25 protein-coding genes are annotated in these 23,616 nt (G+C 60.9%); 18 read left to right on the forward strand and 7 right to left on the reverse strand.

The features are described 5' to 3' along the window. The first annotated feature begins 68 nt into the window (after positions 1 to 68). Positions 69 to 770, forward strand: a complete 702-nt coding sequence (locus H4I99_RS15000) for a cobalamin B12-binding domain-containing protein (RefSeq protein ID WP_163899046.1) — start codon at positions 69 to 71, stop codon at positions 768 to 770. Positions 771 to 948: 178 nt separating this feature from the next. On the opposite strand, the gene H4I99_RS15005 is transcribed toward H4I99_RS15000, so the two are convergent. After that, positions 949 to 1,107 carry an entericidin domain-containing protein gene (locus H4I99_RS15005; protein ID WP_099057909.1) on the reverse strand — a complete coding sequence of 53 codons (159 nt, stop codon included), beginning with the start codon at positions 1,105 to 1,107 and terminating at the stop codon, positions 949 to 951. 53 nt (positions 1,108 to 1,160) lie between these two features. Between H4I99_RS15005 and H4I99_RS15010 the strand changes: the two genes are divergently transcribed. After that, positions 1,161 to 1,760, forward strand: coding sequence for a DUF1638 domain-containing protein (locus H4I99_RS15010; RefSeq protein ID WP_246225601.1), 600 nt, complete (start codon positions 1,161 to 1,163; stop codon positions 1,758 to 1,760). Between the two features lie 29 nt (positions 1,761 to 1,789). Here H4I99_RS15010 and H4I99_RS15015 read toward each other — a convergent pair whose 3' ends face one another. Then, the gene (locus tag H4I99_RS15015; RefSeq protein WP_163899049.1) at positions 1,790 to 1,948 is read right to left on the reverse strand and encodes an entericidin domain-containing protein; all 159 of its coding nucleotides are present in this window, start codon (positions 1,946 to 1,948) and stop codon (positions 1,790 to 1,792) included. A gap of 345 nt (positions 1,949 to 2,293) precedes the next feature. Between H4I99_RS15015 and H4I99_RS15020 the strand changes: the two genes are divergently transcribed. The 9 genes from H4I99_RS15020 to otsB all read left to right on the forward strand — a co-directional run bounded on the left by H4I99_RS15020 (position 2,294) and on the right by otsB (position 9,935). Continuing rightward, positions 2,294 to 3,067 (forward strand): formyl transferase, encoded by a 774-nt coding sequence (locus tag H4I99_RS15020; protein WP_163899052.1) that lies wholly within the window; start codon positions 2,294 to 2,296, stop codon positions 3,065 to 3,067. A 96-nt stretch (positions 3,068 to 3,163) separates the two neighbouring features. Further along, positions 3,164 to 3,466, forward strand: coding sequence for a virulence factor (locus H4I99_RS15025; RefSeq protein ID WP_163899055.1), 303 nt, complete (start codon positions 3,164 to 3,166; stop codon positions 3,464 to 3,466). After that, a complete protein-coding gene (locus H4I99_RS15030) occupies positions 3,459 to 4,043 on the forward strand; it encodes a methylenetetrahydrofolate reductase C-terminal domain-containing protein (protein ID WP_163899057.1) in 585 nt (194 codons plus the stop codon). The genes H4I99_RS15025 and H4I99_RS15030 overlap by 8 nt, the downstream gene beginning before the upstream one ends. Next, on the forward strand, positions 4,040 to 5,131 hold the full coding sequence (locus tag H4I99_RS15035) for a methylenetetrahydrofolate reductase (RefSeq protein ID WP_163899060.1): 1,092 nt from the start codon (positions 4,040 to 4,042) through the stop codon (positions 5,129 to 5,131). The genes H4I99_RS15030 and H4I99_RS15035 overlap by 4 nt, the downstream gene beginning before the upstream one ends. Before the next feature lie 102 nt (positions 5,132 to 5,233). Next, positions 5,234 to 6,199, forward strand: a complete 966-nt coding sequence (locus tag H4I99_RS15040) for a methyltetrahydrofolate cobalamin methyltransferase (RefSeq protein ID WP_163899063.1) — start codon at positions 5,234 to 5,236, stop codon at positions 6,197 to 6,199. A 40-nt stretch (positions 6,200 to 6,239) separates the two neighbouring features. Further along, complete coding sequence (locus H4I99_RS15045) at positions 6,240 to 6,542, forward strand: hypothetical protein (protein WP_163899066.1); 303 nt, start codon at positions 6,240 to 6,242, stop codon at positions 6,540 to 6,542. Then, positions 6,539 to 8,578, forward strand: a complete 2,040-nt coding sequence (locus H4I99_RS15050) for an ASKHA domain-containing protein (protein WP_163899069.1) — start codon at positions 6,539 to 6,541, stop codon at positions 8,576 to 8,578. Before H4I99_RS15045 ends, H4I99_RS15050 begins: the two co-directional genes overlap by 4 nt. Beyond that, positions 8,526 to 9,155: a hypothetical protein gene (locus H4I99_RS15055; protein ID WP_163899072.1), complete on the forward strand. Its 630-nt coding sequence runs from the start codon at positions 8,526 to 8,528 to the stop codon at positions 9,153 to 9,155. The genes H4I99_RS15050 and H4I99_RS15055 overlap by 53 nt, the downstream gene beginning before the upstream one ends. 45 nt (positions 9,156 to 9,200) lie before the next feature. After that, positions 9,201 to 9,935 carry a trehalose-phosphatase gene (gene otsB, locus H4I99_RS15060; RefSeq protein WP_163899088.1) on the forward strand — a complete coding sequence of 245 codons (735 nt, stop codon included), beginning with the start codon at positions 9,201 to 9,203 and terminating at the stop codon, positions 9,933 to 9,935. Between the two features lie 44 nt (positions 9,936 to 9,979). Here the strand turns inward: otsB and H4I99_RS15065 are convergent, their stop codons facing one another. Beyond that, positions 9,980 to 10,876 (reverse strand): LysR family transcriptional regulator, encoded by an 897-nt coding sequence (locus H4I99_RS15065; RefSeq protein ID WP_163899091.1) that lies wholly within the window; start codon positions 10,874 to 10,876, stop codon positions 9,980 to 9,982. Positions 10,877 to 10,990: 114 nt separating this feature from the next. On the opposite strand from H4I99_RS15065, the gene H4I99_RS15070 reads away from it, so the two are divergent. The 3 genes from H4I99_RS15070 (at position 10,991) to H4I99_RS15080 (ending at position 12,816) form a co-directional block, all read left to right on the forward strand. Beyond that, positions 10,991 to 11,152, forward strand: coding sequence for a hypothetical protein (locus H4I99_RS15070; RefSeq protein ID WP_163899094.1), 162 nt, complete (start codon positions 10,991 to 10,993; stop codon positions 11,150 to 11,152). A gap of 128 nt (positions 11,153 to 11,280) precedes the next feature. Beyond that, positions 11,281 to 11,496 (forward strand): hypothetical protein, encoded by a 216-nt coding sequence (locus H4I99_RS15075; protein WP_163899097.1) that lies wholly within the window; start codon positions 11,281 to 11,283, stop codon positions 11,494 to 11,496. A gap of 303 nt (positions 11,497 to 11,799) precedes the next feature. Further along, positions 11,800 to 12,816: a GlxA family transcriptional regulator gene (locus tag H4I99_RS15080; protein ID WP_163899100.1), complete on the forward strand. Its 1,017-nt coding sequence runs from the start codon at positions 11,800 to 11,802 to the stop codon at positions 12,814 to 12,816. 33 nt (positions 12,817 to 12,849) lie between these two features. On the opposite strand, the gene H4I99_RS15085 is transcribed toward H4I99_RS15080, so the two are convergent. Together H4I99_RS15085 and H4I99_RS15090 are read right to left on the reverse strand one after the other, a co-directional pair. Then, entirely contained in the window at positions 12,850 to 13,512 is a 663-nt protein-coding gene (locus H4I99_RS15085) for a hypothetical protein (RefSeq protein WP_163899103.1), read from the reverse strand. 137 nt (positions 13,513 to 13,649) lie between these two features. Then, positions 13,650 to 14,189: an NAD(P)H-dependent oxidoreductase gene (locus H4I99_RS15090; RefSeq protein WP_163899107.1), complete on the reverse strand. Its 540-nt coding sequence runs from the start codon at positions 14,187 to 14,189 to the stop codon at positions 13,650 to 13,652. A 154-nt stretch (positions 14,190 to 14,343) separates the two neighbouring features. Here H4I99_RS15090 and H4I99_RS15095 point away from each other — a divergent pair, with 154 nt between their 5' ends. Then, entirely contained in the window at positions 14,344 to 14,844 is a 501-nt protein-coding gene (locus H4I99_RS15095) for a hypothetical protein (protein ID WP_163899110.1), read from the forward strand. Between the two features lie 70 nt (positions 14,845 to 14,914). Here H4I99_RS15095 and H4I99_RS15100 read toward each other — a convergent pair whose 3' ends face one another. Beyond that, positions 14,915 to 16,723, reverse strand: a complete 1,809-nt coding sequence (locus tag H4I99_RS15100) for a methyl-accepting chemotaxis protein (protein WP_163899112.1) — start codon at positions 16,721 to 16,723, stop codon at positions 14,915 to 14,917. 225 nt (positions 16,724 to 16,948) lie between these two features. Here H4I99_RS15100 and H4I99_RS15105 point away from each other — a divergent pair, with 225 nt between their 5' ends. After that, a complete protein-coding gene (locus H4I99_RS15105) occupies positions 16,949 to 17,335 on the forward strand; it encodes an acyl-CoA thioesterase (RefSeq protein ID WP_163899115.1) in 387 nt (128 codons plus the stop codon). Positions 17,336 to 17,369: 34 nt separating this feature from the next. Here the strand turns inward: H4I99_RS15105 and H4I99_RS15110 are convergent, their stop codons facing one another. Next, positions 17,370 to 17,720: a DMT family protein gene (locus H4I99_RS15110; protein WP_163899118.1), complete on the reverse strand. Its 351-nt coding sequence runs from the start codon at positions 17,718 to 17,720 to the stop codon at positions 17,370 to 17,372. A gap of 306 nt (positions 17,721 to 18,026) precedes the next feature. Here H4I99_RS15110 and H4I99_RS15115 point away from each other — a divergent pair, with 306 nt between their 5' ends. Then, complete coding sequence (locus tag H4I99_RS15115) at positions 18,027 to 20,045, forward strand: putative bifunctional diguanylate cyclase/phosphodiesterase (RefSeq protein WP_163899120.1); 2,019 nt, start codon at positions 18,027 to 18,029, stop codon at positions 20,043 to 20,045. Between the two features lie 162 nt (positions 20,046 to 20,207). Then, entirely contained in the window at positions 20,208 to 23,459 is a 3,252-nt protein-coding gene (gene uvrB / locus H4I99_RS15120) for an excinuclease ABC subunit UvrB (protein ID WP_164490802.1), read from the forward strand. Positions 23,460 to 23,616: the final 157 nt, after the last annotated feature.

Below are 23,616 nucleotides of genomic sequence, written 5' to 3' on the forward strand. Positions count from 1 at the left end.
TTCCCTTCAGGCAGTCTGATTTGGCTGCGATCGGAATCGCGATAAAAAACGAAGCGGGAAGCACCATCATGTCCGACGACGAAATCATTCTTTCGGAACTCTCCGACGAAGAACTCGTGCAGCAGATGCACGACGACCTCTATGATGGCCTCAAGGAGGAGATCGAGGAAGCGACCCAGATCCTTTTGGATCGCGGTTGGGCTCCCTACGATGTCCTGACCCAGGCGCTTGTCGAGGGCATGCGCATCGTCGGCATCGATTTCCGCGACGGCATCCTTTTCGTGCCGGAGGTGCTTCTGTCCGCCAATGCGATGAAGGCCGGCATGAACATTCTTCGCCCGCTGCTGGCCGCCACGGGCGCGCCGAAGCAAGGCAAGCTGGTCATCGGCACAGTCAAGGGCGACATCCACGACATCGGCAAGAACCTCGTCGGCATGATGATGGAAGGCGCCGGCTTCGATGTCGTCGACCTCGGCATCAACAACCCCGTCGAAAACTATCTGGAAGCCATCGAGCGCGAAAAGCCCGATATCCTCGGCATGTCGGCGCTGCTCACCACCACCATGCCTTACATGAAGGTCGTGATCGACACGCTCAAGGAAAAGGGCATGCGCGACGACTATATCGTGCTGGTCGGCGGAGCACCGCTCAACGAGGAGTTCGGCAAGGCCGTCGGCGCCGACGCCTATTGCCGCGATGCCGCGATTGCCGTCGAAACGGCAAAGGAACTCATTTCCCGCAAGCACAACAGCCTCGGCGCCCGCGCCTGAGGCTCCGCTGCGGCAAATGCCATACAGTTATGAAAAAGCGCCGGTTGCCCTGCTGCCGGCGCTTTTTGATTGATAGCCCTCCAGAGGTCACCGGATCCGGCAGCCTGAAAGCCGCGAGATCCAGCAGGCCGCCCCAGTTGTCGCAACGCGAGTGAGTGCCCTATATTAAGCGGGGTGTTTACTGAGCTGCCCGCTCGACGTCCTGGCCGGCAGCCTGGGTCGCATTGACGGCGCTGGCGGTGTCCTTGCCCATGCCGCGGATGGTGTTGCCGCAGCCGGTCAGGGCGAGACCGGAAACGATGAGGACTGTGGCGACGGTCAGTGTCTTGAAGGTCATTTTCGGAAGCTCCATGGAAAAATGGTGATGGAACAATTGCATCGGATACCAGCGTGAAACGCGGCAGCGCGAAAAAGGTTCACGTCATCGCTTGCGGCGCGATCGCCCGCGAGATCCTTGCGGTTTCGCGCCTCTCGGGGCTCGATCACCTTGAGCTTTCCTGTCTGCCGGCGATCTGGCATGCGACCCCCGACAAGATCGCGCCGGGCGTGGAGCAGGCCGTTGCCGAAGCCCGGAAGAACGGGGCGGAAAAGGTTTTCGTCGCCTATGCCGATTGCGGCACCGGCGGTCTTCTCGACAAGGTGTGCGAACGTCTCGGCGTCGAACGCCTTTCGGGACCTCACTGTTATTCGTTTTTCGCTGGCAACGAGGATTTCGCCGCCCGCTGGGACGACGATGTGACAGCCTTCTTCCTCACTGATTTCCTGGCCCGCCAGTTCGAGGCCTTCGTCATCGAGCCGCTGGGGCTCGACCGCCATCCGGAACTGAAGGACATGTATTTCGGAAACTACACGAAGCTGGTCTATCTGTCGCAGGAAGAGGATTTTGCATTGCAGGAAAAGGCGCGGTCCGCGGCCGATTATCTCGGCCTCGCCTATGAATACCGTTTCACCGGCTATGGCGACCTGCGGAAGGAACTGTCAGCCCTCTGACGCGGCGAAGGAACCCGCCCCCCATCCGGTTACTTCACGGAGTTCGCGACGCTGCGTCCGGCATCCTTGGTCGCATCGACTACGCCTCCGACATCCTTGCCGACGCCGCGAATTGTGTTGCCGCAGCCGCCGAGCGTAATCAGCGCAAAACCGAGAATGGCAACCGTGGAAATCTGTCTAGCCGACATGAGGAACCTTTCCATTGGAAAATTGGACGAAGCGGCGTCCATCGCACCGGCTTTGGACAAATCCAAGGCAGCGTCGAGATAAGGCGATTAACCGGACTTTCAGCGATCAGAGTTAAACAGGTCGCTTCTGCGACTCCGGTGATGAAACCCGGATGATCGCAGCTAAAGCATGTCCAGCAAAAGCTGCCGAATGGTTTTGCGATGACGACGTGCACTGAAACAGGGACAACGCGTGCAGGGGGCTGATCTGACGATTCGTCACGCACTACTTGAGCCGGGGGAGCGGACAATGGCAGGCATTGCGGAAGCGACCACCACTTTCATTTTTGGTCCGAGGGCGCCGAAGTGACCGAACGCGCGCCGACCGTTCTCCTTCTTACCGCCGGTGGTCCGAACCCGGCCATCGTCGCAAATGCGCTCGCTACGCGTTTTCCCGGTCTGCAGGTGGTGCTCGAGGAAGCGGAATCCAAATGGGGCATTACCCGGCGTCGCGCCCGCCGCCTCGGCTGGCCGAATGCGCTCGGCCAGCTGGCCACGATGATTGCCGCGCGGCTTCTCCGCCGGCTTGCCGCAAGACGCACCGCGGACCTCGTCGCATCGAGCGGCTACAGCGCAGATTTTTCTTCGGCCATTCCCCAGCACGAGGTTTCCTCGATCAATGACGAGAGCTGCGTTGCGCTGGTGCAGGCGCTCCAGCCCAAAGCCATCCTGTTGGTCAGCACGCGGCTGATGTCGCCGGCCGTTCTCTCCTCCATGCCCTGCCCGGTCATCAACCTGCATGCCGGTATAAATCCCGCCTATCGTGGCCAGATGGGCGGCTACTGGTCGCTAGTAGAGCGCGACAGCGAAAACTTCGGTGCGACCGTCCATCTGGTCGACGCCGGAACCGATACCGGCGGCACGCTCTATGAAGTCCGCACCACGCCGGAAAAAGGCGATTTCATCTCCACCTATCCGCTCGTCCTGACGATTGCGGCGCTCGACATTACCCGTCAGGCCGTCGAAGATGCGGTGGCCGGACGCCTGTCGCCCTATCAGCCCGGCGGGCCTTCGGCATTGCGCTTTCCGCCCGCCATTTGGGACTGGCTGCGTTACGGTCTCACGCGCGGCGTCTGGTAATTCGGTGCGGCGTCGCTTTTTGCCATATGCGACGTCGTCAAAAGCGCAGTCCCTCGCCTGAGCCACGTGCATTCTGACGAAAAAGGGAGTGAAGACATGGCCGACAGGATCATCGTCTACTGGCGCGACATACCCGCCCAGGTCATCGTCAAGCAGGGCAGGAAAACGGCAAAACGGGAGTTGTCGCTGCGGTTTACCGAAGCCATCGACATGTGCGCCATGCGCACCGGCGCCGCCGAGACCGACGACTATCTCGCGGAATGGCGCAAGGGCGATCCGATCCCGGTCGGCGACGATCTCGAAGCGGAAGCCGACAAGGCCATGGCCGAGATCGAATCTGCCTACGACAAGGCCCGTCTCGTCGCCCTCGTCCATGCCGGAGGCCGGGACAATGGCTGAGGTAAAGCCGATCAAGGGCAATGCAGCCCCTGCCGCAAAGGCCGCCTCCGGCGCTTATACGCCGTCCAGCGTGTCGCCCAACCGCCGCGCGCGCCGCTCCTATACCATCCGTCTCTGGTCCGTACGTCATTCGCGGGCGCTGGAATGGTTCTATGCGCGTTTCGCCAATACCTTCCTCTTTCTCCATCCACTGTGGAAGAAGCTAGGCTATGCCCGCGTCGAACGGCCGGTGACCTTCGTGGAGCGCAACGTCAAGGGTCTGCTGTTCGACTGTCGCATGTGCGGCCAGTGCGTGCTGTCGTCCACCGGCATGTCCTGTCCCATGAACTGCCCGAAGCAGCTCAGGAACGGTCCCTGCGGCGGCGTGCGCGCCAACGGCAATTGCGAGGTCGAACCCGACATGCCCTGCGTCTGGGTTCAGGCCTGGGCGGGATCGCGCAACATGGTGCATGGAGAGGCGATCATGAAGGTACAGAAGCCGGTGAACCAGTCCCTGCGCGAAACCTCGTCCTGGCTGCGCGTCACCGCCGAAGCCGCCGAGGCCCGTGACACTCTCTCGAAGGATGCGAAGGCATGAGCCCCGATATCAACCCGCACGATCCCGGCGCGCCTCTCGATCCGCTTCCCGGTCATTCCTCCCTTGGCCGCCTCGAACGCGTGCTGCGTCGCGGCGAATTCGCCGTCACCGCCGAACTTAATCCGCCCGACAGCGCCAATCCGCATGATGTCTACGAGCGGGCCTCGGTCTTCGACGGTTGGGTCGACGGCATCAATGCGGTGGATGCGTCCGGGGCCAATTGCCACATGTCCTCGGTCGGCATCTGCGCCCTGCTGACGCGGATGGGTTACGCTCCGATCATGCAGATCGCCTGCCGCGACAAGAACCGCATCGCCATTCAGGGCGATGTTCTCGGCGCGTCCGCCATGGGCGTGCAGAACATCATGTGCCTGACCGGCGACGGCGTGCAGGCCGGCGACCAGCCGGGCGCCAAGCCGGTCTTCGACCTCGACTGCATGTCGCTCCTGGAAACCGTCCGCACCATGCGCGACCAGTCGAAGTTCCTCTCCGGCCGCAAGCTCACCTCGCCGCCGCAGGTCTTTCTGGGTGCCGCCATCAATCCGTTCGCCCCGCCTTACGATTTTCGGCCCTATCGCCTTGCCAAGAAGATCGAGGCCGGCGCCCAGTTCGTGCAGAGCCAGTACTGCTTCGATGTGCCGATGTTCCGCGAATACATGAAGAAGGTCCGCGATCTCGGATTACACGAGAAATGCTTCATCCTCGTCGGCGTCGGTCCGCTTGCCTCGGCCAAGACCGCCAAGTGGATCCGCTCCAACGTCCCCGGCATCCACATTCCCGACGCCGTCATCAAGCGTCTGGAAGGGGCCGAAGACCAAAAGAAAGAAGGCAAGCAGCTCTGCATCGACATCATCAACGAGGTGAAGGAGATCGAGGGCATCTCCGGAGTCCACGTCATGGCCTATCGCCAGGAGGAATATGTCGCCGAGATCGTCCATGAATCGGGTGTCCTGAAGGGCCGCAAGCCGTGGAAGCGCGAAGCGAGCCCCGTCGATGCTCTCGTCGCGGAACGGCTCGAGGCGATCCGTGCAGAGAAGCTCGAAGACCAGCAGCAACTCGCCGAAAAAGCCGCCAGCCATCCGCATTGAACGCGGCGTCCGGCCCACCAGTCGCTGCCCCCATTGCTGCCCTTGTAACCCATTTCCCGGCACGCTAGACCTCATTGACGCGCGCCCGACCGGAGGACCGAAATGACCCGTACCATCGTCGCATCCGCAACCCGAGAAATCATCATCGGCTTCGACCAGCCCTTCTGCGTCATCGGGGAGCGCATCAATCCGACCGGCCGCAAGAAGCTCGCCGCGGAAATGATCGAGGGCAATTTCGACACCGTCATCAAGGATGCGCTGGAACAGGTCGCCGCGGGTGCCACCATGCTCGACGTCAATGCGGGCGTCACCGCCGTCAATCCGAACGAGACCGAGCCGCCGCTCCTCGTCAAGACCATGGAAATAGTCCAGGGTCTCGTCGACGTGCCCCTTTCGATCGACAGTTCCGTGACAGCTGCGATCGAGGCCGCACTCAAGGTCGCCAAGGGCCGGCCGCTGATCAATTCCGTCACCGGCGAAGAAGAAAAGCTCGAAGCCATCCTGCCGCTCTGCAAGAAATACGACGTTCCGGTCGTCGCGATCTCCAACGACGAGACCGGTATTTCGCAGGATCCCGACGTCCGTTTCGCAGTCGCAAAGAAGATCGTCGAGCGCGCCGCAGATTATGGCATCAAGCCGCATGACATCGTCGTCGATCCGCTGGTCATGCCGATCGGCGCCGTCGGCTCTGCCGGCCTCCAGGTCTTCGCCCTCATCCGCCGCCTGCGCGAGGAGCTGAAGGTCAACACCACCTGCGGCCTGTCCAACATCTCCTTCGGCCTGCCCCACCGCCACGGCATCAATGCCGGCTTCATTCCGATGGTCATCGGCGCCGGTATGACGAGCGCGATCATGAACCCCTGCCGCCCGGCCGAAATGGAGGCCGTGCGCGCCGCCAACGTTCTGAACGGCACTGACGAGCATTGCTACAACTGGATCAAGACCTACCGCGACTACAAGCCGGCCGAAGGCGGCGCGGCCGCAGCCGCCCCTGCATCCGCCTCGACCGGAGGCGGTCGCCGCGGCGGTCGCGCCGCGCGCGTGGGTGGCGGTGCTGCAACAGAATAAGCGGGGTTGGCTGCGCAGTCGCAATCAGGGAGGTGATGTCTTGAATTACAAATTCTATTTGATCGTGGCTGCGCTTGTTCTTTTCGTCTATTTCGTTGTCTTTCCCGATAAGGCAGAGTTTCAGCGTTTCGCCGAAATCTCAACGTCTTACGCACTTCCCTTGATGGTTGCTGTGTTGGCTGCGCCCATGGCTGCGATCCTGTATTCCCGACGCGCCGAACTGGATGAGGCGCATAGCAAGCGGCTCATCGACATTGGTGTCTGGATATCATCCGCTATCGCCTTTGTGGCCGTAACAGCCTTAGTACTTCTTGTGAAACTCTCTGCAGATTACGCCTCATGACCGACGCCTCCAAAGATCATCTCGTCCTCTTCATGCCGTCCGGCAAGCGTGGCCGTTTCCCCGTAGGAACGCCGGTGCTCGATGCTGCCCGCTCGCTCGGCGTTTATGTCGAGAGCGTCTGCGGTGGCCGCGCCACCTGCGGCCGCTGTCAGATCGAGGTGCAGGAGGGCAATTTCGCCAAGCACGGCATCGTGTCCTCCAACGAGCACATCTCGCCGATCGGCCCGAAGGAAGAGCGCTACGATCGTGTCCGCGGTCTCCCCGAGGGCCGTCGCCTCTCCTGTTCGGCCACCATCCAGGGCGACCTCGTGGTCGATGTGCCGCAGGATACGGTCGTCAATGCGCAGGTAGTACGCAAGGCCGCGACCGACCGCGTGATCGAACGAAATCCGGCTGTCCACCTCTGTTATGTCGAGGTCGATGAACCCGACATGCACAAGCCACTTGGCGATCTTGATCGTCTCAAGGTCATGCTGGAGAAGGACTGGGGCTATTCCGATCTGCAAGTCGCGCCTTACCTACTGCCCGAACTCCAGAAGATCCTGCGCAAGGGCAACTGGGCGGTGACCGCCGCGATCCATCGCGACAGCCCGACCTCGCGTCCGACCATCATCGCGCTGTGGCCCGGCCTGCACAACGAAGCCTATGGCCTTGCCTGCGACATCGGCTCGACGACCATCGCCATGCATCTGGTGTCGCTGCTATCAGGCCGCGTCGTCGGATCGTCAGGCGCATCCAATCCGCAGATCCGCTTCGGCGAGGATCTGATGAGCCGCGTCTCCTATGTGATGATGAACCCGGATGGCCGCGAGGCCATGACCAGGGCCGTGCGTCAGGCGATCAACGAACTCACCGACAAGGTTTGCGCCGAAGGTGGGGTGTCGCGCACCGACATCCTCGACAGCGTCTTCGTCGCCAACCCGATCATGCACCACCTCTTCCTCGGCATCGATCCGACCGAACTTGGCCAGGCGCCCTTTGCGCTCGCCGTCTCCGGCGCGGTCTCCTGCGAGGCGAAGGACATCGAGCTTGCCCTCAATCCCGGCGCCCGCACCTACCTCCTGCCCTGCATCGCGGGCCATGTCGGCGCTGACGCGGCAGGTGCGACGCTTGCCGAGGGGCCGCATCGGCAAGATCACATGATGCTGCTTGTCGATGTCGGCACCAATGCCGAGATCGTTCTCGGTAATAGCGATCGCGTCGTCGCCGCCTCCTCGCCCACCGGCCCCGCTTTCGAAGGCGCGGAAATCTCTTGCGGCCAGCGCGCGGCCCCCGGCGCCATCGAGCGCGTCCGCATTGACGCGCAAACTCTCGAACCCCGCTTCAAGGTCATCGGCGTGGAGCAGTGGTCGGACGAGCCCGGTTTTGCCGAAGGCGCAGAGAAGGTCGGTATCACCGGCATCTGCGGCTCGGCGATCATCGAGGTCGTCGCGGAAATGTATCTCTCCGGCGTCATCTCCGCAGATGGCGTGGTGGACGGTTCGCTTGCCGCCCGCAGTCCCCGCATTCTGGAAAACGGCCGCACCTTCTCCTACCTGCTGCACGACGGTGCGCAGAAGATCAGCGTGACGCAGAACGACGTGCGCGCCATCCAGCTCGCCAAGGCTGCGCTCTATGCCGGTATCAAACTGTTGATGGAAAAGCAGGAAGTAGAGACGGTCGACACGATCCGCTTCGCCGGCGCCTTCGGTTCCTTCATCGATCCGAAATACGCCATGGTGCTCGGCCTCATTCCCGATTGCGATCTCGCCGAGGTCAAGGCCGTCGGCAATGCCGCCGGCACCGGGGCCCTGATGGCGCTTCTCAACCGCGACCACCGACGCGAAATCGAGGAAACCGTTACGCGGATCGAAAAGATCGAAACCGCCCTTGAACCAAACTTTCAGCAATTGTTCGTCGATGCCATGGCCCTGCCCAACAAGGTCGACGCCTTCCCCCACCTCTCGACGGTGGTGACGCTGCCGGAACCGAAGACGCCTGCCGATGGCGATGCCGGTGGTGAAGGCGGTGGCCGGCGCAGACGTAGAAGTCGATAACGGCCACCATCTCCACCAATGGTGGTATTTCTTTCAAACTGCACTCCGGTTACAGTCGACCTTACTGGAGGTTGGACCGGTGATGGTCCGTTTGGAGGAAATGGATTTCAGCATGTCCGACAAATCCGAGCCCACCGAAATTCGCCTGAAGATATACAATGCCTTCCGGGAACAGGTGACCCACGAAAATACGCTCTACAACAACCACATCACCTGGCTTATCACATTGAATTCCTTTCTCTTTGCCGGCATAAGCCTGCTCTTTCGCGCCCGTATGGAAAACCTCTCGGACCGCGTCGAACTCGTCGTGTTGGTTTTCGTGCTGCTGATCTGCTGCGTTGGATTTTGCGTAAGTGCCATTTGCAGTGCACTTCTTAGCCAGTCGCGCCGGGTTCTGAACTGGGTGCGAGATGAATGGGATGGTCTCTCCGGCAGAGGCTTTTTCGGAGATCAGGTGTCTGTTGTCCCCCTTCCTCATCCCTCCGGCGGCGATGGTAAAAAACAGGCGCGCACATTGTTCCGCTCGGGTAATTTGCCGACGGTCATGATGGTCAGCTGGGTACTCATATTCCTGTGAACGCTTTGGCTTCTGGTACTTCATTTCAAGAGTTAGTCTTTGCCCATGCCATTTCTCATGGACGTAAACCTGTCGCTCGATTCAGCATTGTTCCTCGATCTCGATGGAACGCTGGCGGATATCAGCCCGGACCGAAACTCCATCCGTATTCCACCGGCTGCCGAGCGGAGCCTTATGGGAATTTTCGACTGTCTTTCCGGTGCCGTCGCCATCGTCAGCGGGCGGGACATTGACGATCTTGCCGTTCGCGTACCCGAGGCACTTTGGAGGATCGGCAATCACGGTGCCTTTGTACTGGCACCCGGCGAGAGTGGCCGAACATTTCCGTCATTGATTGATCCAGCCATCATTGACGACGTGAAAAGACGATGCGCCGAGCTTGGCCTTGATCTCGAGGTGAAGAAGACGTCGATCGCCATTCATTATCGCAGCACACCCGAACTGGAATCTGCCAGCCACGGACTGCTTGCCCGCTACGCCGGACAGGATTCAGAATACCTTATGGAAGCCGGGAAAATGGTGGCGGAGCTGAAGGTTCGGAACGTCGGCAAGGGAAAGGCGATCGAGGAGCGGATGCGGCAAGCGCCATTTGCCGGACGATTGCCGCTTTTCCTCGGCGATGATGTTACCGACGAGGACGCCTATCCCGTCATCAATCGCCTCGGCGGCGTATCGATAAAGGTAGGAGCCCCTCCCTCCCTTGCCACCACCTTCGCCTCGTCTCCTGCGGAGGTAAGGCAATGGCTGGAGCAACAGGCAGCGGCGCTGCACACCCTCTGAGACCGGTCAGGCGGCACCTTCCCGACCATTGAGTTTCAGACTACTCACGCCGCCATGCCGATCATCTCTGAGAAGGCGAAGCGGACGCTGTCGGCGACGGCGCAGATCGTCTCGCTGGTTTCGGCTCCCGTGAGCAGCCTTACTTCGAAAGAGCCGAGTTCCGGCAGTCCATGCTTGTTGCCGAGCGCGACCATGTCGTCGGTCAGGTAGCTGCGCGGCAGCGGCGCGACCGCGAGATCGGCGATGACCGCGGCACGCTGCGCCATTGTGTGGGCGGAAAGATAGGCGATCCGATATTGCCGCTTGTCCTTGTCCAGCCGCGCCAGCGCATCGGCGCGCCAGCAGCAGCCGTCTTCCCAGATCGAGACCGGGAGCGGATCGCGCAGATGCGCGGTGCCACACTTGGCGCCTGCCCAGACCAGATGTTCGGTATGGATCACCTCGCCCTCATGGCTGACAACGCCCGGTGCGCAATTGATCAGCGTCAGGTCGAGCCGCTGCTCCTGCAACCGCCGCCGCAGTTGCGATGATGTATCGACCGTCAGGTCGACCATGATCGCCGGATAGACCTCCGCAAAACGGCGCAGGATCGTGGGCATGTAGCGCTCGCCGATATCGTCGGGTGCGCCGAGCCTCACGACGCCTTTCATTTCCGGCATACGGAACCGGCCCACCGCCTCGTTGGAAAGGGCAAGCATCCGGCGCGCGTAAGGTAGCAGCGTCTCGCCGCTCTCGGTCAGCGTCACGGAGCGGGCATCGCGCAGGAACAGCGTCGCGTTCAACTGCTCTTCCAGTTTCTTGATCTGCATCGAGACGGCCGAGGGTGTTCTGAACACCCGGTCCGCTGCCGTGGTGAAACTCCCGGTTTCCGAGATCGCGACAAAGGTCCTCAGGATGTCGTTGTCCAGCAACGGCAGGGGTTGGCGGATTGAAACGGTCATCACGCTTACCTCAATATAATTGAACATGAAGACCATATCATTTCGTTTGATTGATAGTCAACCGACCCCAATACTACCCGCAAAAGTTGGTCATATGGAGGTGCCGAGATGCTCATGGCTATCACCCTACGTCTGCTGCATATCGCCATTGCGCAACCTTTGGGAGAATTCATCAACGAACGGCGAAAGGCCAGACTGAACCGCGAGATGCATCAGTTGCCCGATAGCGTGCAGCGGGATGTTGGTTGGCCTCCGCGCGAGGAAGTGCGCCGGTGATTCATCGGCGGAATATCGGATCAATCAATTTCGCTGATTTCAGAAATAAGAAACATTCGTTTGATTGATGAAATGTCCTGATGCAAAACGCAGCTGCCTGAAGAGGCTCACGGGAAAAGGAGAATGCGATGACACTGGTATTTGATGAGGCACGGTTTTCCCGGCGCTCGCGCCGGTCATGGGCAACAGCCGGGATTCCGGCTGCTCTCAATTCCGTGATTGCCGCCTGGCGGGAATGGCATCGCCGCCGCCAGGAAGGACTTGCGCTGGAAGCGATGCCCTTCGATCTCAGGAAAGACCTCGGCTGGCCTGCGGGCGACATGGAAGACCGGACGCGTCCGTAGGCAATTTTGCGACACGCCTCCCGCCCGGAGAACTTGACGATAGTTGTCTCCCGGCGGGAAGGTTTCTAAAGGCTTGTTCAGCCCGGATCGAATTTCCCGATCAATTTCAGTTACCTGCCCTAAGTTGAAATCACAGGCCGAAGCTCTGCCCATTGCTTCGTATCAAAGTCGCAAAAATGTCGCGATAATGATGTCCTGATGAAGAAATCGCCGCTTTTCGTCACTATGATGTCGCGTATCGGCAACCGGCGAACCCCGTTCCACGCAAGGAATGGGAAAAACGTGGGAACAATGGGCATCAACATGAACAAGCAGACCAAGAAGCGCTCGCTCGTCTTTTTTCTGGTACCGCATTTCACGCTCCTGCCGTTCGCGGGCGCGATCGAAACGCTGCGCATCGCCAACCGCATGCTCGGTTATGCCGCCTATGAATGGCGCCTTGCCTCGGTGGACGGGCAGAAGGTGCATTCGTCCAGTGGCATCGGCATGGAGGTGAACTCCTCGCTTGCCGATGAACGGCGCTTCCTCTCCGGCGAAAACCGCCCGAGCATGGTGATCGTCTGTTCCGGCATCTATGTGGAGGAGTTCCACAACAAGTCGGTGAACGCTTGGCTCCGCGAGGCCTATAACCGCGGCGCGGCCATCGGCAGCCTCTGTACTGGCGCCCATGTCCTGGCGCAAGCCGGACTTCTGAATGGCAAGCGTTGCGCCATTCACTGGGAAAACCTCCCCGGCTTCTCCGAGACCTTCCCGCAGGCGGAAGTCTATGCCGACCTCTACGAGGTCGACGGCAATCTCTACACCTGCGCCGGCGGCACGGCCTCGCTGGATATGATGCTGAACCTGATCGGCCAGGATTTCGGCGAAGGCCTCGTCAACCGCGTCTGCGAGCAGCACCTCACCGACCGCGTCCGCAGCGCTCATGACCGCCAGCGCTTGCCGCTGCGCGCCCGTCTTGGCGTGCAGAACTCCAAGGTCCTGTCGATCATCGAACTGATGGAAAGCAATCTCTCCGAGCCGCTGTCGCTTCTGGAGATCGCCGACGATGCCGGTCTCTCGCGCCGCCAGATCGAACGCCTGTTCCGGCAGGAAATGGGCCGCTCGCCTGCCCGCTATTATCTCGAGATCCGTCTCGACCGCGCTCGTCACCTGCTGGTCCAGTCGTCCATGCCGGTGGTCGAAGTGGCGGTTGCCTGCGGTTTCGTCTCCGCGTCGCACTTCTCCAAGTGTTATCGCGAACTCTACAACCGTTCGCCCCAGCAGGAGCGCGCCGAGCGCAAGCTGACCATGACCACCAACCGTACCGGCGTCGTCGTCTGATGCCGGCTTCCTGTCCGGGTTTTCACCATTACCTCACAGGCCGCCATCGGCGGCCTGTTCGTTTGGTAGCAGCGTAACCGGATTTTCCGTGCCAATACCGTCCACCACCGGCTGCGCGGTCGAACCCTCGGCGATTGCCATCGGCCCCTCGGGCACGAGGATCTGCGCGGCAACCGGCTGGCCTGCGGGCATGGGCTGCGACAGGCCTTGCGGCTCGCCCAGCTCCCGCGCACCGGCAACACCGAGACCGGCATCGATATTGATGCCTTCCTCCGGAATATCGTAGGCGCTCCCCGCATTGTCGGCAGGACTCGCTATTGCCTGTTCCGTGGTGTCTTCGGGAGAAAGAAGCACTCCGCCCTTGGCCGTCGGCTCCGCGGTTTCCGTCGAACTGTTCTCCACGCCGGCAAGGTTCGGTGTGTCGAGATAGTCGATCGCCGCACTCGCTCCGTTGCCGCGTGCCGTCTCCGGCGCGTAGGCCACCGGCGATCCGACAGGGCCGAGAAGCTCCCTGCCCTCACCGATATCCTCGACCCGGCCTTCGAGCTGTCCTTGGCGAGCAACGTAGTGGCGGGAGGAACGGGGTGTGTCGGCCGCAAGGTCTTCGGGCGCCATCACGCGATCGCCGGTGCACGACGCGAAGGCCGCAGCCGGCACGAGGATCAGCGCGGAACGTTGCAGAAAGGAAGACGCCATACACAATATCCATCTGCTGCAGCCGGTATCCGGCCTGTCGGCAGAGGATAGATGCCAGCCATTAACGTTTCGTTTGGGTTTGATTTAAACACGAAACGTGCCATCCGGCTCGCCGGCGGCATCGCTGAATGACACCTTTACCGAGCGCCGGCCCCGAGTGCCTCCATTTCCTTCAGCCAGTTCGTATGCGCTGATACGTCGGCCTCTGCGACATTGCCGACGAGACTTGCCCGGATCGGGCGGAAGCCCACGAAACCGAGAGCCCCCACCTTCCACGCCTTCAAGCTGTGGCTACCGTAGACGAGCCGCATCGATCGTCCCCGGAGCAGTTTCTTCATCGCGGGGCCTGTGCCGTCATAGGCATAACCTGGCCGCAGCACCTGCTCCAGAAAGGATGCCACCAGCGAAGGCATCCCGCCCATCCACAGCGGAAAGACCAACTCCACATGGTCGGCGGCCTTGAGCAATGTCTGGGCGTTGGCGATATCAGGAACGACGGCGCTGCTTTCCTGCTCCTTCTGCGATTGCAGTCGCGGCACCTCGATCCGCGCGATCTCCAGCCTCTCGACGGTATGCCCCGCCTTGAGAGCGCCGGCTGCATAGGCGTCCGCCAAGGCATGGCAGAAATGCTGTTCGCTGGTGTCGGGGTGTCCTTGCAAAATCAGAATGTGGCTCACGGCTTTCTCCTGGTGAACTGGACCGATCCAAAGATCGACCTGTCGGCGTTGGAAGGTTTGCGCGGCATTCCGGTCAGATTTGGCGCTTGTGTAACATGCGGGCCGGAGAGTAGACCTGATGCATATCAATGCCCTGCATAAAAGGGAGATTTCCATGCCGGTTTCGCGTCTCATTATAGCCCTTGTGGCGCTATTTTATAACACCGCGCCGGCCTTCTCCGCCGATTGCGTGAAATGGAAGGCGGAAGTCTGGGACGTGGAAGGCGGCAGGGCGATGACCGCCCATATATGCCAGCCTGCGAAGGGTAATGATCGCGAAGCCCTGCTCTATGTTCAGTGTGGCGAACCGGGAAAGCTGGTGTTGAACTATGACGACGGTGGCCGTGGCGATCCGCCCGGCGGCAATCCCGAATGGAATGGGCCGGCAGTCATCTCGACCGGCGATCAGAGCCAGGAGGAAACGCTGAGCTATCAGGCCATGGATGGCATTCTTTTCCTGCCTTTTGGCAGTGACAGCGCCGTTCTTGCCATGCTCAAAAGTGGCTCACAAATCACCGTGGCGCCGAAGGACGCGGCCTTCAAGACCGTGAGTTTTCCGCTCTCTGGCTCCACCGCGGCATTGTCGAAACTCATAGCATCCTGCGCCCGGAACTGAATTCCCGAACAAGCGAAGACCGCCCGCGAGATCTCGTCCCGCTGGCGGTTTTGGTTTCTACCTTCTCGGTTCAGGCGGCGTAGCGCCGTCCCGCTCCATCTGCGGAAACCCGCAGTCGCGACAAGAGTTCGCGCAGGTGGCGGCTTTCTTCCGCAAGCGTCTGGCCGGCCGCCGAGGTTTCCTCGACCATCGCGGCGTTTTGCTGGGTCATCTGGTCCATGTGGTTGACCGAGGTGTTGATCTCCTGAAGGCCGGTCGCCTGTTCGCGGGCTGCGGTCGCGATCGAGGCCACATGGTCGTTCACCTGATTGACCAGTCTTTCAATCTCGACCAAAGCTTCGCCGGTGGAGCGCACCAGTGAGACACCGTTGCCGACTTCCACTGCGGATTCATGGATCAGCGTCTTGATTTCCTTAGCGGCGTTGGCCGAGCGCTGGGCCAGTTCGCGGACCTCCTGCGCCACCACGGCAAAGCCGCGGCCCGCCTCGCCTGCGCGCGCAGCCTCAACCCCGGCATTAAGCGCCAGAAGATTGGTCTGGAACGCGATCTCGTCGATCACGGAGATGATCTGGTTGATCCGGCTGGATGAAGCTTCGATACGCCCCATGGCATCGACGGCGTTGCGCACGATTTCGCCGGAGCGATTGGCGCTGAGCTTGGTTTCTGTCACCTTGTCTCGGGCTTCGGCGGCACGCTCGGAAGCCGTGCGAACGGTAGCCGTGATTTCATCGAGCGCGGCCGCCGTTTCTTCCAGTGCGGCAGCCTGCTGCTCTGTCCGACGTGACAGGTTGTTGGTTGCCTCGCTGATGCCCCCGGCGTTCTCAGTCACGATATCGCTGGTGCGGTTGATTGCGGAGACCACGTTGCTCAAAGCCGCCACGGCGCGGTTGAAGTCCTGCTGCAACTTGGCGTATTCGGCTCCGATATTGCCGACCTGAATTGTGAGATCGCCCTCGGCAAGCCGCTCGAGAGCGGAACCGATTTCGCTGATTGCGTGATTCTGCCGGTCCGAAGCGCTACGTATCACCGTTTCGTTGTTTTGTCGTTCCGCGTCCAGACGGGCTTGCTGCTCGGCTTCCCGGTCGCGCAACAGAATTCTTTCGCGAACGGATTCGCGCAAGACCATTAGGGTGTCAGCCATGTCGCCGATCTCGTCCCGCCGGTCCGCATCCACAATTTCAGTGTTGACGCGTTCTTCGGCAATATCCGCCATCGCCGCCTTCAGGCGGGTCAGCGGCTTCACCACGCTTCTCACCACGGCATAGGCGCAGGCCGTGATACCTATGACGCTCGCGATAATGATCGAACCGAACCACAAGGCATTGCTGTAGAACATGGCGGCAAGATCGTCCGCATAGACGCCGGTGCCGACGATCCAGCCCCAGGGTGCGAAGCCGACGACATGGGAGAATTTCTCGACCGGCGCATCTGCGCCCGGCTTGGGCCAATAGTAATCGACGTATCCCTCGCCCTTCTCCTTCACGATACGTGCGAATTCGAGGAAGATGTGCTTGCCGTTCGGGTCTTGCAGGGATGAAAGGTCTTTGCCGTCCAGTTCCGGCTTGATCGGGTGCAGTATCATGCGGGCATTCGTGTCGTTGATCCAGAGGTAGCCGTCCTTGCCGTAGCGCATGGCACCGATAACTTCCTTGGCCTTCGTCTGCGCTTCCTCGCGACTTAGAACGCCTGCCTGCTCCATCTTGTAATAGTTGGAAAATACTGCGAGCGCCGCCTGGTCGATCGATGCCAGTCCCGCTCGCCTCTCGGACGCAAGCGTCTCATGGGAGCGGAAAAGACTGAAAGTAAGCGTCGCGATAAGAACCCCAAGGGCTAGCGCGACAAGCAGGTAGAGCCTGACAGATATATTGAAATGTCTCATTGAAAATCCCCCAATTCTCTGAGGGAGGATTTCATGACTAAATTACAAATATCATAAATATGTATACACGAATTTTTGCAGGTTATAATTTGCAATCCGCTGGATCGCAATATTCAGCGTCTATTGCTCAGTTTCCCCTTATCCCCTAGCGTCGCAAGGTTCGTATCGATTCCGTTCAATGGATCGATGCGGTGTTGTAAAGACATGAGACGGGAATAATCGGACATGAACGGCGCAGCCAGACCCACCGGCGAACTCACACTGCGCACGCTGGCCATGCCGGCTGACGCGAACGCCGCCGGTGATATTTTTGGTGGTTGGGTTATGGCACAGATGGACCTTGCCTCCGGCATCCGTGCCGCGGAACGTGCGCATGGCCGTGTCGTCACTGCCGCGGTGAAGGAAATGGCCTTCGCACTGCCGGTGAAAATCGGCGATACCCTTTGTATCTATACGGACGTCACCAAGGTTGGTCGCACCTCGATGACCCTTTCCGTAGAAGCCTGGGCCCAGCGCTATCTTACGCACACGCTGCAGAAGGTCACTGAAGCGACCTTCGTGATGGTCGCACTGGATGGAGAAGGCAAGCCGACGCCGATCCCGCCAGCCTGATTTTGCCTTCAAGACCAGTGGTCGCTGGCCGACATCAGGCGCGGAATATCAGCGCGGCGCCGGCTGCAATCAGGGCGAAGCCGAAGAAGTGGTTGATCGTCAGGGATTCCTTCAGCCAGAACACCGAAAAACCGGAAAAAACAAGAAGCGTGATAACCTCCTGAATGGTCTTCAATTGCGCTGCCGAGTAGACCTGTGCGCCGATCCGGTTTGCCGGCACCGCAAGGCAGTATTCAAAAAACGCGATCCCCCAACTGATTATGATTGCAGTGAAAAGCGCGGAACTGCGGAATTTCAGATGTCCGTACCACGCGAAGGTCATGAACACGTTGGAGAGAGAGAGCAGCACGATGGGCCAGAGCGCGGCCGGATTGACGAAAGACATGGTCGGATCCTGAGAAGAGTGTTGATGCGTTTTCTACGTTGCGCCTCAATCGAGAATCGAGGTGGCGAATTCTTGCGGGAAACATGCAGCAATGAATGGCGGCGTCCAGTCGATATCGGGCTCCCACAACCCGTTCACCACCCCTGAAATTAGGTGGCGTACAAAAAAGGTCCCTTTGCGATCAATCAATTACCTAAAAATGGGGGTGTCGCCGTTAAATGAATCTTATCGGAATCATGTCACTGTCATGACCATGTTTGAGATGTACTGATTTCATTGGATCCATTTTCAGCCGGATTTCCCGCATTGACCCAGATCGCCAAGCCAGTTGCTGCGAAGTTTATGCCGGAAATCCGGAAGGCACAGGCGGCTTATATCGTCGATGGACTGCCCTCCACGCTAACGTTCAATGCGTTCATAGCATTTTCGGCCGCTCTACTGACGACCATTGGGTACGGCCTTGTACTTCCCATCGTCGCCTGGCTCGCTGTTCTCATGGGAACGCTCATCATGCGCGACGTAGCGCGCAGGAGGCTTCTGCGCTTCCATTGGATGGAAACGCAACCGGTTTACGCCCTACGGGTTCTCGTTGGAGGCGCTTTCCTCTCGGGGCTGGTTTGGGCAGCTCTCCCCTACTGCATACCGGATTTCAGGATCACGAGTACTGGGGGCCTCGTATTTCTCGCGATGATCGGCATTTCAGCCGGAGCAATCCTGCGAGGCATTGGCCATAGCGCCGTCTCGCTTGCTTTCGCCCTTCCGCTTCAGCTTTCTCTTCTCGTCTGCCTGATTTTCAATGTCGATGGCATATTTTCATCGCTGATGATCATAGATGTCCTCGCTTTGATGCTTGTGATGGTCCGTTCCAGTCAGTCGGCGGAAAGCGTCTTCATCAGTAATGTCTTGAGCAAGCTGGAAGCAACGGCGCTTGCGCAATCGCTCGGCATGGCCAACGAAGAAATCCTGCAGCAGAACGCCCGGCTGGAAACGCTGGCCAACCGCGACACGACGACGGGCCTTGCCAACCGCGCTTATTTCAACGGTCGCCTGCTGGGGGATATCGCCCAGGCATCCGTCGGCGGCATCGAGGTCGCCCTGCTGATCGTCGACCTTGACCGGTTCAAGTCGATCAACGACACGCTGGGACATAGCGCGGGAGATGCCGTTCTGCGCGAAGTGGGCCGGCGCCTCGTGGATGTAGTCGAGGACGAAGGTTTGATCGCCCGCCTTGGTGGTGACGAATTTGCGGTTCTTGTCTCCGGACCGGATGCGCGCGAGCGCGCCGCCGCCTGTGCCGCCCGCTTTGCCGAGTCGAGTGCCGTGCCGATCGCCTACAGCGGAGCTCAGTCCGTTGTAGGCGTCAGCATGGGGCTCGCGGCCTATCCCGCGCATGCCCAGAGCGCAGAGGAATTGCTCGCCTGCGCGGACATGGCGGTCTACGACGCCAAGGCGAGAGGTCGTCGACAGCTTCGCGAATTCGATCCCGTCCTCAAGGAGCAGGCCGACCGCTTGCGGCTGATCGAACAGGATTTGGAGCATGCCATTGTTTCCGGGCAGATCGAGGTCTGGTTCCAGCCGCAGGTGCTTCTGGAAAGCGGAGAGATATCCGGCTTCGAAGCGCTGGTCCGCTGGTATCACCCGCATATCGGCTTCATTTCCCCGCCGGAGATCATCAGCGCCGCCCAAAGCATGCATCTGGCGGAAAAACTGACGGGTTATATCACCGCGGGCGTCTGCCGCATGTTGAACCGCCTGCCCGGTCTCGACCTGCCGGATGCGACGGTCGCCCTCAACGTTTCTCCCCGGGAATTCGCCCTCTATTCCGTCGCCGACATGCTGGAACTCATCACCAGCCAGCACGGCATCAATCCGTCCCGCCTGGAGATCGAGATCACCGAAGAGGCGATCCTCGACACCGAAGGTGCCGGCGAACAGCTGAAGCGGCTGGAAAACGCCGGCTACAAGCTGGCGGTCGACGATTTCGGCATGGGCCATTCGTCGCTTGCCTACCTCATCAGCCTGAAGATCGATCGCCTGAAGATCGACCGCAGCTTTGCCAAGGATGTCGCCGCCTCCCGTGGAAACCAGAAGCTGATCGCCGCGCTGGTCGGCCTCGGCCGGGCGCTGTCGCTCGATATCGTCATCGAAGGTGTCGAGACCGAAGATGACGCCGCAGTCCTCGCCACCCTCGGCTGCCGCATCGCCCAGGGGTATCATTTCGCCCGCCCGATGCCGCCGGAAGCGCTGGTTGCTTGGATCCTGGCCCGCCGCCCCGAGAACGAGCCGGAACCGGAAAAGAAGCGCAAGCGCAAGGTATTCGCCTGAACAGGACGGCCGGCGGCTGCCGTTCCCGGTGAGTTCGGTGACAGCTGATCCCGATTCCTCCTGACAACCCTATGTCAGTTGCCTGGTTCTCGTTGCTTTTTTGTTCCGGTTTTCCCGCCACTGCCCCTTCCCTTTGCGAAACGGATTCTCCATATTCGCGGCATGGCCAGATCTCCGAAAAAACCGTCCTCCCCGTCCGGGTTCGAGGAAGCCCCGCAATCCGAATTCGAAGGCGCTCCCCTCTCCGGTAGCGTCTCCGACTGGGTGAAGCAGCTCGAGGCCGAAGCGGAAGCCTCGACCGTCGAAAGCCAGCGCGAAATCGCCTCCAAGGCGGGCAAGCATCGCAAGAAAATCGAGATCGAGGCGCGCAAGCACGCCGAGAAAGTGGCGCTGGAGAAGACCCAGAAGACCGCCAGGAACACCACCGCCACCAAGACATCACGCGGCGTCTCCATCGGCGCGTCCTCCGATCCCAAGACCCGCGCCGCCGCCGGCCTCAATCCGGTCGCCGGCCTCGATGTTTCGCTGGAAGAGGCCGGTGCGCTGGCCAAGGGCGGCGTCACCGCCACGGTCGATGCCCTGTCGAAACTGATCGAATCCGGCAACCCGCTGTTCAAGAACGGCGAGATCTGGACCCCTCACCGTCCCGCGCGTCCGGAAAAGTCGGAAGGCGGCATCCCCATCCGCATGGCCTCGGACTTCTCCCCCTCCGGCGACCAGCCGACGGCCATCCGCGATCTCGTTTCCGGCATCAATGACGGCGAGCGCTCGCAGGTGCTGCTCGGCGTCACCGGCTCGGGCAAGACCTTCACCATGGCCAGGGTGATCGCGGAGACCCAGCGTCCCGCCGTCATCCTCGCGCCCAACAAGACGCTGGCCGCCCAGCTCTATTCGGAGTTCAAGAACTTCTTCCCCGACAATGCGGTGGAGTATTTCGTCTCCTATTACGACTATTACCAGCCGGAAGCCTATGTGCCGCGCTCGGATACCTTCATCGAGAAGGAAAGCTCGATCAACGAACAGATCGACCGCATGCGCCACGCCGCCACCCGCGCCATCCTCGAGCGCGACGACTGCATCATCGTCGCTTCCGTCTCCTGCATCTACGGTATCGGCTCGGTCGAAACCTACACCGCCATGACCTTCCAGATGCAGGTCGGCGACAGGATCGACCAGCGCCAGCTGCTGGCCGACCTCGTGGCGCAGCAATACAAGCGGCAGGAGATCAATTTCGTCCGCGGCTCCTTCCGGGTGCGCGGCGATACCATCGAAATCTTCCCGGCCCACCTTGAGGATGCCGCCTGGCGCATCTCGATGTTCGGCGACGAGATCGAGACCATCACCGAGTTCGACCCGCTGACCGGCAAGAAGACCGGCGACATGAAGTCGGTGAAGATCTACGCCAACTCGCACTACGTCACCCCCCGCCCGACGCTGAACGGCGCGATCAAGGCGATCAAGGACGAGTTGAAGCAGCGCCTCGCCGAGCTGGAAAAGGCCGGCCGCCTGCTGGAGGCCCAGCGCCTCGAACAGCGCACCCGCTATGACGTCGAAATGCTGGAGGCCACCGGCTCCTGCGCCGGCATCGAGAACTATTCGCGCTATCTCACCGGCCGCAAGCCGGGCGAGCCGCCGCCGACGCTGTTCGAATATATCCCGGATAACGCCCTGATCTTCATCGACGAATCCCACGTCACCATCCCGCAGATCGGCGGCATGTATCGCGGCGACTTCCGCCGCAAGGCGACGCTGGCCGAATACGGCTTCCGCCTGCCGTCGTGCATGGACAACCGGCCGCTGCGCTTCGAGGAATGGGACGCGATGCGCCCGCAGACGGTTGCCGTCTCCGCCACCCCCGGCGCCTGGGAAATGGAACAGGCCGGCGGCGTCTTCGCCGAACAGGTCATCCGCCCGACCGGCCTGATCGATCCGCCGGTCGAGGTCCGTTCGGCCAAGACCCAGGTCGACGACGTGCTCGGCGAGATCCGCGAGACGGCCCAGAAGGGCTACCGCACCCTCGTCACCGTGCTCACCAAGCGCATGGCCGAAGACCTCACCGAATACCTGCATGAACAGGGCGTCCGCGTCCGCTACATGCACTCGGACATCGACACGCTGGAGCGCATCGAGATCATCCGCGACCTGCGCCTCGGCGCATTCGATGTGCTTGTTGGTATCAACCTGCTGCGCGAAGGTCTCGACATTCCCGAATGCGGCTTCGTCGCCATCCTCGATGCCGACAAGGAAGGCTTCCTGCGTTCGGAGACATCGCTGGTCCAGACCATCGGCCGCGCCGCGCGTAACGTCGACGGCAAGGTCATCCTCTATGCCGACCAGATCACCGGATCGATGAAGCGGGCGATGGACGAAACCGCCCGCCGCCGCGAAAAGCAGATGGCCTACAATCTCGAACACGGCATCACGCCGGAATCGGTCAAGGCGAAGATTTCCGACATCCTCGATAGCGTCTACGAACGCGACCACGTCCGCGCCGACATTTCCGGCGTCGCCGGCAAGGGGTTTGCCGATGGCGGCCATCTGGTGGGCGCCAACCTGCAGGCCCATCTCAACGCGCTGGAAAAGCAGATGCGCGATGCCGCCGCCGACCTCGACTTCGAAAAGGCCGCTCGCCTGCGCGACGAGATCAAGCGCCTCAAGGCCGTCGAACTCGCCGCCATGGACGATCCCCTGTCCCGCGAAGAAGCCCAGGCCCAGGAAAAGGGCACTGGAAAGCCTAGGGCCAGTCGCGAGTCAATCTCCCCCCTTGAGGGGGGTGAGGAGCGGTCCGCGCAGCGGAGCAATCGATCCGGTGAATCGATTGCAGAGACGGACACCGGCAGGACAGAGGGGGGTGAGGCTGGCGTCGAACAACCCCGCATCTCCCTCTCCGGCCGCTCGAAAACCGGCAAGCCGGAAGGCCGGGGCTCATCCTACTTCGAAAAGCCCTCGCTCGACGACATGGGCCCCGGCACCGACATGGCCATCCCCGCCGGCAAGTCGCTGTTCCGAAAAAATACCAGCGCGGATGCCTTGGGAGGCGAAGCCGACCAAGACAGCGAATCCGCGCCACAAAGGACAAGCTATTTCAGAAAAAATAGCTTGGACGAAATGACCGTCGGCCGCACCGAAAAACCGGTCACCGGCAAAATACCGGAAAAGCCGCAGACGAACCGCAGCCACGATCCGATCTCCCCCCTTGAGGGGGGTGATGAGCGGTCCGCGCAGCGGAGCAATCGATCCGGTGAATCGATTGCAGAGACGAACACCGGCAGGACAGAGGGGGGTACCCCAAGGTCACCGGACGCCCCCCGCCCCATCATCCGCGCCAAGGCAGGCGTCGGCTCCTACGAGGACGAAGGCGACCAGAAGCGCAAGAGCCGAACGAAGGGCAAGACGGGACGGCCGGGGCGGTGAACTCATCTCCCCTTGCGGGGGAGAACGGAATTTCAGAATCTTGGCGCAGCCAAGTGCTGGAAATTCCAAGAGAGGGGCATCAACGGACACCATGCAAGACCTCGGCACCCTGCTCTCCGATATACTGAGTTCCATGACCGCAGGCTGGCGCAGCCGT

Source organism: Paenirhizobium daejeonense (assembly GCF_014280875.1).
Classification (GTDB): Bacteria; Pseudomonadota; Alphaproteobacteria; order Rhizobiales; family Rhizobiaceae; genus Allorhizobium; species Allorhizobium daejeonense.

What these genes read in the sequence shown, in the direction of transcription:
- H4I99_RS15070 (WP_163899094.1), top strand. Translation starts at nt 10,991, where the DNA reads ATGGCTATCACCCTACGTCTGCTGCATATCGCCATTGCGCAACCTTTG.
- H4I99_RS15005 (WP_099057909.1), bottom strand. Translation starts at nt 1,107, where the DNA reads ATGACCTTCAAGACACTGACCGTCGCCACAGTCCTCATCGTTTCCGGT.
- H4I99_RS15100 (WP_163899112.1), bottom strand. Translation starts at nt 16,723, where the DNA reads ATGAGACATTTCAATATATCTGTCAGGCTCTACCTGCTTGTCGCGCTA.
- H4I99_RS15000 (WP_163899046.1), top strand. Translation starts at nt 69, where the DNA reads ATGTCCGACGACGAAATCATTCTTTCGGAACTCTCCGACGAAGAACTC.
- H4I99_RS15040 (WP_163899063.1), top strand. Translation starts at nt 5,234, where the DNA reads ATGACCCGTACCATCGTCGCATCCGCAACCCGAGAAATCATCATCGGC.
- H4I99_RS15015 (WP_163899049.1), bottom strand. Translation starts at nt 1,948, where the DNA reads ATGTCGGCTAGACAGATTTCCACGGTTGCCATTCTCGGTTTTGCGCTG.
- H4I99_RS15110 (WP_163899118.1), bottom strand. Translation starts at nt 17,720, where the DNA reads ATGTCTTTCGTCAATCCGGCCGCGCTCTGGCCCATCGTGCTGCTCTCT.
- H4I99_RS15055 (WP_163899072.1), top strand. Translation starts at nt 8,526, where the DNA reads ATGGCGATGCCGGTGGTGAAGGCGGTGGCCGGCGCAGACGTAGAAGTC.
- H4I99_RS15030 (WP_163899057.1), top strand. Translation starts at nt 3,459, where the DNA reads ATGGCTGAGGTAAAGCCGATCAAGGGCAATGCAGCCCCTGCCGCAAAG.
- H4I99_RS15050 (WP_163899069.1), top strand. Translation starts at nt 6,539, where the DNA reads ATGACCGACGCCTCCAAAGATCATCTCGTCCTCTTCATGCCGTCCGGC.
- H4I99_RS15025 (WP_163899055.1), top strand. Translation starts at nt 3,164, where the DNA reads ATGGCCGACAGGATCATCGTCTACTGGCGCGACATACCCGCCCAGGTC.
- H4I99_RS15075 (WP_163899097.1), top strand. Translation starts at nt 11,281, where the DNA reads ATGACACTGGTATTTGATGAGGCACGGTTTTCCCGGCGCTCGCGCCGG.
- H4I99_RS15065 (WP_163899091.1), bottom strand. Translation starts at nt 10,876, where the DNA reads ATGACCGTTTCAATCCGCCAACCCCTGCCGTTGCTGGACAACGACATC.
- H4I99_RS15105 (WP_163899115.1), top strand. Translation starts at nt 16,949, where the DNA reads ATGAACGGCGCAGCCAGACCCACCGGCGAACTCACACTGCGCACGCTG.
- uvrB (WP_164490802.1), top strand. Translation starts at nt 20,208, where the DNA reads ATGGCCAGATCTCCGAAAAAACCGTCCTCCCCGTCCGGGTTCGAGGAA.
- H4I99_RS15085 (WP_163899103.1), bottom strand. Translation starts at nt 13,512, where the DNA reads ATGGCGTCTTCCTTTCTGCAACGTTCCGCGCTGATCCTCGTGCCGGCT.
- H4I99_RS15095 (WP_163899110.1), top strand. Translation starts at nt 14,344, where the DNA reads ATGCCGGTTTCGCGTCTCATTATAGCCCTTGTGGCGCTATTTTATAAC.
- otsB (WP_163899088.1), top strand. Translation starts at nt 9,201, where the DNA reads ATGCCATTTCTCATGGACGTAAACCTGTCGCTCGATTCAGCATTGTTC.
- H4I99_RS15035 (WP_163899060.1), top strand. Translation starts at nt 4,040, where the DNA reads ATGAGCCCCGATATCAACCCGCACGATCCCGGCGCGCCTCTCGATCCG.
- H4I99_RS15080 (WP_163899100.1), top strand. Translation starts at nt 11,800, where the DNA reads ATGAACAAGCAGACCAAGAAGCGCTCGCTCGTCTTTTTTCTGGTACCG.